The organism is Rhodococcus marinonascens NBRC 14363 (assembly GCF_001894885.1).
GTDB lineage: Bacteria > Actinomycetota > Actinomycetes > Mycobacteriales > Mycobacteriaceae > Rhodococcus_F > Rhodococcus_F marinonascens.
The window spans coordinates 1-9,195 of record NZ_BCXB01000018.1 but is presented as its reverse complement, the minus strand read 5'-3'; the positions used below and the strand labels follow the sequence as shown (position 1 = coordinate 9,195).

Genomic DNA, 9,195 nt, shown 5'->3' with positions numbered 1-9,195 from the left:
CAACCGGACGTCACCGAACTCAGGACCGCCCCAGGCTTGGTAGCCAGCCGGCGATGGCCTCGCCAATCTCGTGTGGGCTGTCCTCTTGGATGAAGTGGATCCCGGCGACGGTCGTCTCGGTTTGGTTCGGCCAGGTGCGGGCGAACTCGCGTTGGGGTCCGGTCAGGGTCGTGCCCGGCTCGGCATTGATGAACAGCTTTGGCACCTCGGAGGTCGACAACCAATCGGCGTATGACTGCACGATCTCGACCACGTCGGCCGGCTCACCCTCGAGCGGGATCTGACGCGGCCACGTCAGCGTCGGGCGGCGGTCCTCACCCGGGTCGGCGAACGGGCGCCGGTACTCGCTCATCTCCTTGTCGCTGAGCGTGCGGATGATCGATGCAGGCAGGATCGCCTCGACGAACAGGTTCTTCGTGAGCACCATCTCCTCGCCAGCCTCCGAACGCAGCGCCTCGAAAATCCCGCGCGCTGACTCCGGCCATTCTTCCCACGTCACGGGGCGAACGATCGCCTCCATGTACGCGATGCCGGCGACTCGGTCACGGTGGCGGTTGGCCCAGTCGAACCCGAGTGCCGATCCCCAGTCGTGGATGACGAGGGTGATGCTGTCGCCGAGGTCGAGTTGATCGAGTAGACCGTCGAGGTACTCGCGATGCTCGACGAATGTGTAGGAGCCGGCTCCCGGGTCATCGAGTTTGTCTGAGTCGCCCTGCCCGATCAGATCGGGCACGACGCACCGAGCCTGCCCGGACACGTGAGGCACGATGTCGCGCCAGAGATACGACGATGTCGGGTTGCCGTGCAAGAACACGACAGGGTCACCCGTTCCGACGTCGTGATAGGCCATTTGCTTACCGTTCACGGTCTTGTACTGCTTGCTCAGCGCTGCGGTGGTCATGCAGGCGAGTCTAAATAGCGCGTGCCAAGATATGTCAAGATCCGGACGCATCACACGGCGCTCGAACGCCGCGGCCAGAACTGCGTATCGATGCAGGAGAGGCCCCACCCGGCGAACCAGATAGGGCCTCTGAAATGCTCAAACACTGTCGGGGTGGCGGGATTTGAACCCACGACCTCTTCGTCCCGAACGAAGCGCGCTACCAAGCTGCGCCACACCCCGTGTTGAACCTCGGCTAGCCTACAGGATCGAGATAGTAGGAACTAAATCCGCTGGTCAGTTCCGCAAAACTTCACTCTGCGACGGCTGGGTGCGGGCCCGCGCGGCGTCTGCGTCGGAGCTACCTCGCTTTGCCGGAGTCAACGTGAGGAGCGTCGCCTCCGGTCGGCAGCAGAAGCGGGCAGGCGCCCAAGGTGATGTTCCGATTCCGGCCGACACGTGTACCTGGGTGTGCGCGCCCCACTGGGACGGGCCTTTGACTCGCGAACGGTCGATGCCGCAGTTGGTGACGAGCGCACCGTAGAGCGGCAGGCAAAGTTGACCGCCGTGTGTGTGGCCGGCGAGCACGAGGTCGTACCCGTCGTCGGCGAAGCGGTCGAGCACGCGTGGCTCGGGGGAGTGTGTGATGCCAAGACGAAGATCGGCGAGCGGGTTGCGACTTCCGGCGATGGTGTCGTATCGGTCGCGCCCGAGGTGCGGGTCGTCGACACCGGCCGACGCAATCCTGACCCCCGATACTTCGAGGTCGCGTCGCATGTGGGTGACGTCGAACCAGCCGCGCTCGGTGAACGCCGCGCGCAGGTCACCCCATGGCAGCGGCTCACCGATTACACGCCCGTGTTCCTTGCGGAAATATTTGAGCGGGTTCTTCGGTTTGGGCGCGAAGTAGTCGTTGCTGCCGAAGACGAACAGCCCGGGGCGGGCCAGCAGATTCCCCAGCGCCTGAACCACCGCGGGCACCGCCCGCTGATGTGAGAGGTTGTCGCCGGTGTTGACGACGAGGTCGGGGTCGAGATTGTCCAGTTCCCGCAGCCAGTTCTGTTTGAGTCGCTGTCCGGGCATCATATGCAGGTCGCTTATGTGGAGTACTCGCAGCGTCGACGACTCGGGTTCGAGGACCGGCATTGTGACCTCACGCAGCGCGAACGCGTTGCGTTCGATGAGCGAGGCGTAGCCGATGCCGAGGGCGGCGGCGCCCACAGTACCCAGGGCGGCGCGGGTCAAGTTGTTACGGAACTCGTCAGGCACCTTCCTAGGATACCGATGAGCGCAATCGAGATGCAGTGCCCAAGCTGGTGCGGAGAATTCCGGGGGTTTCGCTGTTCGTGGGCGCTAACGTTTCGTTCGTGTCAGATTCCGGGTGCGTAGCGTTTCGCTCGTGTCAGATTCCGGGCGCGTAGCGTTTTGCTCATGTCAGAAACACTGAAAGCACGACTGCGCTCCGACATGACGGCCGCCATGAAGGCGAGAGATGTGCTGCGCACTTCCACTATCCGCATGCTGATGGCTTCCGTGCAGACCGAAGAGGTCTCCGGCAAGCAAGCCCGCGAACTCACCGACGATGAGGTTCTCGAGGTCCTCGCGAAGGAATCGAAGAAGCGCGGTGAGGCTGCGGAGATCTACACCGAGAACGGGCGCGGCGAATTGGCGGCGAAGGAGCGCGCCGAGGCTCAGATCATCGACGAGTACCTCCCGACGCCGCTGACCGACGGCGAGCTCGTCGATGTCGTCGACACGGCAATCGCTCAGGTGGCCGAGGATCTCGGGGAGCGTCCCAGTGTGCGTCAGATGGGTCAGGTCATGAAGGCTGCTTCGGCAATTGCCGGTAGCAAGGCAGACGGCAAGCGACTCTCACACGCAGTCAAGTCTCGGCTCTGACCATGCGGGTGGGGACGTTATGGACCGTCCCCACCCGCATTCGGTCACCGAGGTAAGGGCGGCAGCTGTATCGGCGGCAGACCGGGCAGTTGGATAGGCGGCAGTTGGATCGGCGGAACGGGGATTCCCTGTTCCGGTAGTTGTTGCGGTTCGGGCTGCGCCAATCCGTCGCTGACGTAGATCGTGATGGTCGAACCCGGGATGGCAGAACCAGAGGGAGACGACCCCGTGACCGTTCCCTCTGCCGCCTCAGACTCGGTGGTGACGGAGTTCACGGTGAAGCCCGCACCTTGCAGGAGCGAGGTTGCGGCTGACTGGCTCAGGCCACTGACGTTCGGGACCTGGCCGTTCTGCGAACCTCGAACATACTTCTGGTCGAGCGGCGGTAGCATCGTCGGCCCGAACTTGTCGGCGACCGGTTTCAGCGCTGCGAACCATGTTTGCGCGGGCTCGTTGCCGCCGTAGAGATTTCCGCTGCCGCAGGGGCGCAGCGGACTCGAGCAGATCTGACCCGGCGTCGGCGAGTCGCCGAACACGTAGACGGCTGCGGCGAAGTTGTTGGTGAATCCAAGGAAGCCCGACGACATGTTGGACTCGGTGGTGCCCGTCTTACCTGACATCGGGAGCGTCCAACCGGCACTGCCTGCTGCTGCGGCGGACGTGCCACCGGGCTTGTCGTCCTCGCTCATGGCATTGGCCAGCGTATCGGCCAGACCGGGCTCGACGACCTGCTCGCACGCTTGCTCCGTGATGGTGACAGGATTGCCGTCACGGTCGAGTACCGAGTCGATCGGTGTCGGCGGGCACCACTTGCCGTGTGACGCGAGCGTCGCCGCGACGTTCGACAACTCGAGCGGATTGATCCAGGTGGGGCCGAGCGTGAACGAGCCCAGGTTCTGTTCCTTCTGGAAGTCCGCCATGCTGCGGTCGTCGAAGCCCGAAGTGTTGGGGTCGGCGTACGAACGAAGGCCGAGACGTACGGCCATATCCACGGTCGGTGTGACCCCGGTGGCCTGGATCAGCTTGACGAATGCAGTGTTGGGCGAGGTTGCAAGCGCGTCCGTCACCGAGAGCGACGGGGGGTACCTGCCTGCGTTCTCGACGCAATACGTGTTTGCGGGACAGCCTGCCGCACCACCGCTACCCATGCCTCTTGCCTCGAACCGCGTGGGCACGTCCAAGATGGCGCTGGTGCCGAGGCCTTTCTCCATGGCGGCCGCTGTCGTGAAGATCTTGAAGATCGATCCGGCGCCGTGGCCGGCCAAGGAGTATGGCTGCTCCTGGACGGTTTCACGCGCGTTCGCGTCGAGGCCATAGGTGCGGCTGCTGCCCATCGCGAGGATTCGGTGTGAATCCTGTCCGGGCTGGACCACGTTCATGACATTGGCGATGCCGTTGAGGGTGGGGCTCGCCTTGGCGTCGAGCGCCGCCTTGGTGGACGACTGGATCTCAGGGTCGAGCGTCGTCCTGATCAGGTAGCCGCCTTTGTCGATCTGCTCACGGCTGATGCCGGAGGCGGCAAGGTACTCCAGGGCGTAGTCGCAGAAGAAGCCGCGATCACCGGCCGCAATGCACCCGCGGGGCAGTCGGTTGGGCTGGGGCAGCACATCGAGAGGAGTTTCCTTGAGCTGTCGGAATTCGTCGGCGCGGGCGGGGATGCTCGAGATCATCGTGTCCAGAACGACGTTGCGGCGCGCGAGGACACCCTCGGGGTTCGTGTATGGGTTCAGTGCCGAACTCGACTGCACCATGCCCGCGAGCATCGCGGACTGCTGCGCGTTGAGCTCGGATGCGTCGATGCCGAAGTAGGTCTGTGCGGCGTCCTGGATGCCGAACGAGCCGTTGCCGAACGGCACCAGGTTCAGATACCGGGTAAGGATCTCGTCCTTGGTGAGTTCCTTGTCGAGAGTCATCGCCATCCGGATCTCGCGGATCTTGCGGGCTGGCGTCGTCTCGATGGCGGCCCGACGTTCGGCGTCGGTCCTGGCGACGACGAGCAGTTGGTAGTTCTTCACATACTGCTGGTCGATAGTCGACGCGCCCTGCTGGACCTCGCCGCTCGTGGTGTTGGTCAGGAATGCTCGTATCGTGCCCTGCCAGTCGACGCCCCTGTGTTCGGGGAACCGACGGTCCTCGACGGAGACGATCGCGAGTTTCATCTCGTTCGAGATCTTGTCGCTAGGGACTTCGAACCGTCGCTGATCGTAGAGCCAGGCTATGGGGTTGCCCTCGGAATCGACCATCGTCGAGACGGCAGGGACCGCTCCGTCGACCAGTTCCGCGGAGACGTTGTCCACCGTGTCTGCCGCCCTGTTGGAGGCGTAACCGAATCCTCCGGCGAGTGGAAACATGACGCCGGCGAGGAGTACGCCCGCCAAGGCGGAGGATCCGGCGAGCTTCCCCACTGTTTTTGCAATCGACACGCTCTACAGAGTACGTGGGGTCTGAGGGTGCCCTGGTCGGGTGCGGATTATCGGCCAGAAAATTGCCCTGAGCACGGAGTATGGACGGACGTACCAAAAAAGCATGGATTACGTCTTGCGCATTGGGGATTCTTTACCTAAATTATGGGAACAGTGTGATGGAGATAACACCCCATCGCTTATGTGGTGCAGTCTCAACGTGATACGCGGGGGGCTGTGCAGACTCGAAGAGGGGAACCGAATGCACATGACCACCGCAATCAGCCGTTTGGACGTCGAGCAAGCAGAAGCCCGAATTTCCTGGGTCACCAAGGCTCGTTGCCGGGAAGTCGATCCCGATCAACTTTTTGTCCGTGGCGCAGCGCAGCGCAAGGCTGCCACGATTTGCCGGCATTGCCCGGTCTTGATGCAGTGTGGAGCCGATGCCCTCGACAATCGTGTCGAATTCGGCGTGTGGGGCGGCATGACGGAGCGTCAGCGCCGAGCACTACTCAAGCAGCACCCCGAGGTCGAATCATGGTCCGACTTCTTCGACACTCAAAGGCAGCATCAGGCCGCTGTCTGACTTCCGAAGTCTGATTCGCAGCAGTCGGGGGAACACCCGGGCCGGGTGACCGGTTCAGGTGACGGGTTCAACGGTGGCGAGCTCATCGGCTCTTGCGGGTGAGCTGGTCACCTACCGCCCTCAAAGCTTCGAGGTCGGACACCTCGAACGGTAGCGAGGGAACGCCGACGATAGGAACCCGCGGGTGGGCCGCTGTAAATCGGCTCAGTAGCTGGACCTCACGCTTGGCGATCACTGCGCGGTGGGCGTGAATACGCAGCACGGCGGCAGTGAGGGGGTCCTGGTCTTCCAGTTGGTCAGCGGCGGTGACCGCGTGATCGGCCGACAGGGAAGCGAGGGTGGGATGCGTCCGATTAAGGACGAGGCCGGCGAGTGGCATGTCGTCGGCGACTAGCCGATCCACGAAGAACGCCGCCTCGCGCAGTGCGTCCGGTTCGGCCGTCGCGATCACCAAGAAGTTTGTCCCCGGCTGCCGAAGCAATTCATAGGTGGTCCTGGCTCGTTCGCGGAAGCCACCGAACATCGAATCTAGTGATTGAACGAAATTCGAGGCGTCCGAGAGCATTCGGCTGCCTACGATGGTCGACACTCCGCGTAGCGCGAGGCCCATTGCCCCCGTGACGAACCGGGTGAGGCCACGTCCGGGCGCCGTGAGCAGCCGGATCATGCGACCGTCGAGGAACGCGCCGAGGCGCTGCGGTGCGTCGAGGAAGTCCAGGGCGTTACGGGATGGCGGCGTGTCGACGACGACCAGATCCCAGTCGGAACTTGCAGCGAGTTGTCCCAATTTCTCCATCGCCATGTATTCCTGTGTCCCGGAGAACGAGGTGGCGACGGTCTGATAAAAGGGGTTCGCGAGTATCTGCTCGGCCTTCTCCGGCGTGGAGTGCTCGATCACCATCTCGTCGAACGTGCGCCGCATGTTGAGCATCATGGCGTGCAGTTCACCGGTGGCGCCGGCTCCGAGCTCCACAGGTTGCGGAGAGTTGTCGAGTTCCGCGACGCCGAGAGCCTGCGCGAGTCGGCGGGCTGGGTCGATGGTCAGCACGACCACCTTGCGGCCCTGCTCTGCTGCACGAAGGGCCAGTGACGCCGCCGTGGTGGTCTTTCCTACGCCGCCGGAGCCGCAGCACACGATGATCCGGGTCGCCCTGTTTTCGAGCATGCCCGCCACATCAAGGGCCGAGGCGATGTGGCGACGCTCGTGGTCAGCTGCCTGGGTCATCGGACGCCCTGTTCCATCAGATATTCCGCGATTTCGTACAGTCCGCCCAGATCAACGCCGTCGGCAAGGGACGGTAGATGCAGCCGTGCCCCATCCACGTCCCCGAGTTGCCCTGCGCTCGCTTCCTCGGCTTCGAGGATGGACGCGTGCTCGATCGTCTCGGTGAGCAGTCCGGCGAAATCTTCTTCGGTCAGTGTGATCCCACCCTTCTGCAATCCGGCGCGAATCCTCTCGGCATCGACACGGCCCTTGGCGGCGTCGGCCAGCGCTTCGGGCGGCAGGAACTGCGGGCTGGTGCGATTGACGACGACGGTTCCCAACCGGAGATCGGACCGGACCAGATCCTCCGCGGCGTCGGCGGTCTCCTGTACCGGAAGAGCTTCGAGCAGTGTCACCAGGTGGACGACGGTCTCGTCCGAGTGCAGCAGTCGCACCACGCCCTCGCTCTGCGCGCGCACTGGTCCGCCCTTCGCGAGGTCAGCCATCGCCTTCGTCACGTCGAGGAAGTTGCCGATGCGACCTGTAGGTGGGGCATCGACGACGACGGCGTCATAGACCCGTTTGCCGGACTTGTCGGTCCGCACGACGCATTCCTTGATCTTGCCGGTGAGCAGCACGTCACGGAGACCGGGAGCGATGGTGGTCGCGAACTCGATCGCGCCGAACCTGCGCATTGCGCGACCAGCGAAACCGAGGTTGTAGAACATGTCGAGGTACTCGAGGAAAGCGGTCTCGATGTCGATGGCCAGCGCCATCACCTCGCCGCCCCCTTCTGCGGCTGCCACCTTCGTGTCTTTCGGTGGCAGCGGGGGCACGTCAAAGAGTTGGGCTATGCCTTGCCTGCCCTCGACTTCGACCAGCAGTACCCGACGACCGCCCTCCGCCAGTGCGAGAGCCAACGCGGCCGCCACCGTGGACTTTCCGGTGCCGCCCTTTCCGGAAACGAAGTGCAGCCGAGCCCTGGCAGCCATGTGCGGCCACGTGGGGGTGAGCTGGTCTGAGGATGCAACCACGGGGTCGAGCCTATAAGTCTGGGAGTCGGGACGTGCGGGGGATAGGCTCACCGGCATGAGTGAATTGATTTCCTGGGAGTACGCCACCGTTCCACTGCTCACGCATGCGACCAAACAGATCCTGGACCAGTGGGGCAACGACGGCTGGGAACTGGTAGCGGTTCTCCCCGGACCGACAGGTGAGCAACACGTCGCCTACCTGAAGCGCCCGAAGGGCTGAAGGCAGATGGCGCAGACACAGAGTTGGTCGACCCGCCTGACCGAACTCGGCATCACCTTGCCGTCCGTCGTCCCACCGGTGGCCGCGTATGTGCCGGCGGTGCGCACAGGGAACTACGTCTACACGTCGGGGCAGCTACCGATGGTTGCGGGCAAGTTGGCAGCTGTGGGCAAGGTCGGTGCCGACGTGTCGGCCGAGGATGCCAAGGTCGCGGCCCGGACCTGTGCGCTGAACGCGTTGGCGGCCGTCGATGCCCTCGTCGGCATCGACTCCGTGGTGCGGATCGTAAAGGTCGTCGGTTTCGTCGCGTCCGCCGAGGGGTTCACCGGTCAACCCGGTGTCGTGAACGGCGCGTCCGAGTTCCTCGGTGAGGTGTTCGGTGCGGCTGGTGCTCACGCTCGCTCGGCTGTGGGTGTGGCGGAACTACCCCTCGGCGTGCCCGTCGAGGTGGAGTTGATCGCAGAAGTCCAGCCGGAGTCGTAGGGTCATGACCCTCGCCCATCCCGCCTACGCCCAGCTGCGAGCGGTCACCCCGATCGTCTCGGTGATGCTCGAGAACAATCCCGGCATGATGACGCTCGACGGCACCAACACCTGGATTCTGCGTGCGCCGGGCCGTGCCGAGTGTGTGGTGGTCGACCCTGGTGACGACGAGGAGGAGCATCTTGCTCGCGTTGCCGCCGTCGGTCCGGTGGCCTTGACGCTCATCACTCATCGTCATGCCGATCACACCGGTGGAGTGCGTCAGTTCTTCGAACTCACCGGCGCGCCTGTGCGTTCGGTGGATCCGGAGTTTCTCCACGGTGGGGGCGAGCCCCTCGTGGACGGTGAGGCAATCGACGTCGCCGGACTCAGCCTCACTGTGATCGCAACACCCGGGCACACGCGGGATTCGGTGTCCTTCGTCGTCGAGGCTCAGGGCCTCGAGAGCGTGGGCGCAGAGGGAGTGGGCGCCGAGGGAGTGGGCGCC

Annotated in this window: 10 protein-coding genes and 1 tRNA gene; 5 read left to right on the top strand and 6 right to left on the bottom strand. The window is 64.0% G+C overall.

Annotated features, from left to right (window positions below; genetic code table 11):
• Window positions 1-19: 19 nt before the first annotated feature.
• The 3 genes from RM2_RS14045 to RM2_RS14035 form a co-directional block, all read right to left on the bottom strand.
• Entirely contained in the window at window positions 20-901 is an 882-nt protein-coding gene (locus tag RM2_RS14045) for a haloalkane dehalogenase (protein ID WP_072690195.1), read from the bottom strand.
• A gap of 148 nt (window positions 902-1,049) precedes the next feature.
• Window positions 1,050-1,123: transfer RNA gene (locus tag RM2_RS14040), tRNA-Pro, on the bottom strand.
• A 54-nt stretch (window positions 1,124-1,177) separates the two neighbouring features.
• Window positions 1,178-2,149 (bottom strand): metallophosphoesterase, encoded by a 972-nt coding sequence (locus tag RM2_RS14035; RefSeq protein WP_072690194.1) that lies wholly within the window; start codon window positions 2,147-2,149, stop codon window positions 1,178-1,180.
• Between the two features lie 162 nt (window positions 2,150-2,311).
• Here RM2_RS14035 and RM2_RS14030 point away from each other — a divergent pair, with 162 nt between their 5' ends.
• A complete protein-coding gene (locus RM2_RS14030; RefSeq protein ID WP_072690193.1) occupies window positions 2,312-2,779 on the top strand; it encodes a GatB/YqeY domain-containing protein in 468 nt (155 codons plus the stop codon).
• A gap of 44 nt (window positions 2,780-2,823) precedes the next feature.
• Here the strand turns inward: RM2_RS14030 and RM2_RS14025 are convergent, their stop codons facing one another.
• Window positions 2,824-5,184 (bottom strand): penicillin-binding protein, encoded by a 2,361-nt coding sequence (locus RM2_RS14025; RefSeq protein WP_072690191.1) that lies wholly within the window; start codon window positions 5,182-5,184, stop codon window positions 2,824-2,826.
• Between the two features lie 259 nt (window positions 5,185-5,443).
• On the opposite strand from RM2_RS14025, the gene RM2_RS14020 reads away from it, so the two are divergent.
• Window positions 5,444-5,767: a WhiB family transcriptional regulator gene (locus RM2_RS14020; RefSeq protein WP_072690189.1), complete on the top strand. Its 324-nt coding sequence runs from the start codon at window positions 5,444-5,446 to the stop codon at window positions 5,765-5,767.
• 82 nt (window positions 5,768-5,849) lie between these two features.
• On the opposite strand, the gene bagB is transcribed toward RM2_RS14020, so the two are convergent.
• Window positions 5,850-6,992, bottom strand: coding sequence for an ATPase BagB (gene bagB / locus RM2_RS14015; protein WP_072690187.1), 1,143 nt, complete (start codon window positions 6,990-6,992; stop codon window positions 5,850-5,852).
• Window positions 6,989-8,005 (bottom strand): ATPase BagA, encoded by a 1,017-nt coding sequence (gene bagA / locus RM2_RS14010; RefSeq protein WP_072690186.1) that lies wholly within the window; start codon window positions 8,003-8,005, stop codon window positions 6,989-6,991. Before bagA ends, bagB begins: the two co-directional genes overlap by 4 nt.
• A gap of 55 nt (window positions 8,006-8,060) precedes the next feature.
• Between bagA and sp36 the strand changes: the two genes are divergently transcribed.
• From sp36 to RM2_RS14000, 3 genes are all read left to right on the top strand, one after another.
• Complete coding sequence (gene sp36, locus RM2_RS23960; RefSeq protein ID WP_139277770.1) at window positions 8,061-8,225, top strand: Sp36 family protein; 165 nt, start codon at window positions 8,061-8,063, stop codon at window positions 8,223-8,225.
• A 6-nt stretch (window positions 8,226-8,231) separates the two neighbouring features.
• Entirely contained in the window at window positions 8,232-8,708 is a 477-nt protein-coding gene (locus tag RM2_RS14005; protein ID WP_072690185.1) for a RidA family protein, read from the top strand.
• A gap of 4 nt (window positions 8,709-8,712) precedes the next feature.
• A partial coding sequence (locus RM2_RS14000; RefSeq protein WP_139277769.1) for an MBL fold metallo-hydrolase occupies window positions 8,713-9,195 on the top strand: 483 nt, incomplete at its 3' end.

What these genes read in the sequence shown, in the direction of transcription:
- RM2_RS14045 (WP_072690195.1), bottom strand. Translation starts at nt 901, where the DNA reads ATGACCACCGCAGCGCTGAGCAAGCAGTACAAGACCGTGAACGGTAAG.
- RM2_RS14030 (WP_072690193.1), top strand. Translation starts at nt 2,312, where the DNA reads ATGTCAGAAACACTGAAAGCACGACTGCGCTCCGACATGACGGCCGCC.
- RM2_RS14020 (WP_072690189.1), top strand. Translation starts at nt 5,444, where the DNA reads ATGCACATGACCACCGCAATCAGCCGTTTGGACGTCGAGCAAGCAGAA.
- bagB (WP_072690187.1), bottom strand. Translation starts at nt 6,992, where the DNA reads ATGACCCAGGCAGCTGACCACGAGCGTCGCCACATCGCCTCGGCCCTT.
- sp36 (WP_139277770.1), top strand. Translation starts at nt 8,061, where the DNA reads ATGAGTGAATTGATTTCCTGGGAGTACGCCACCGTTCCACTGCTCACG.
- RM2_RS14005 (WP_072690185.1), top strand. Translation starts at nt 8,232, where the DNA reads ATGGCGCAGACACAGAGTTGGTCGACCCGCCTGACCGAACTCGGCATC.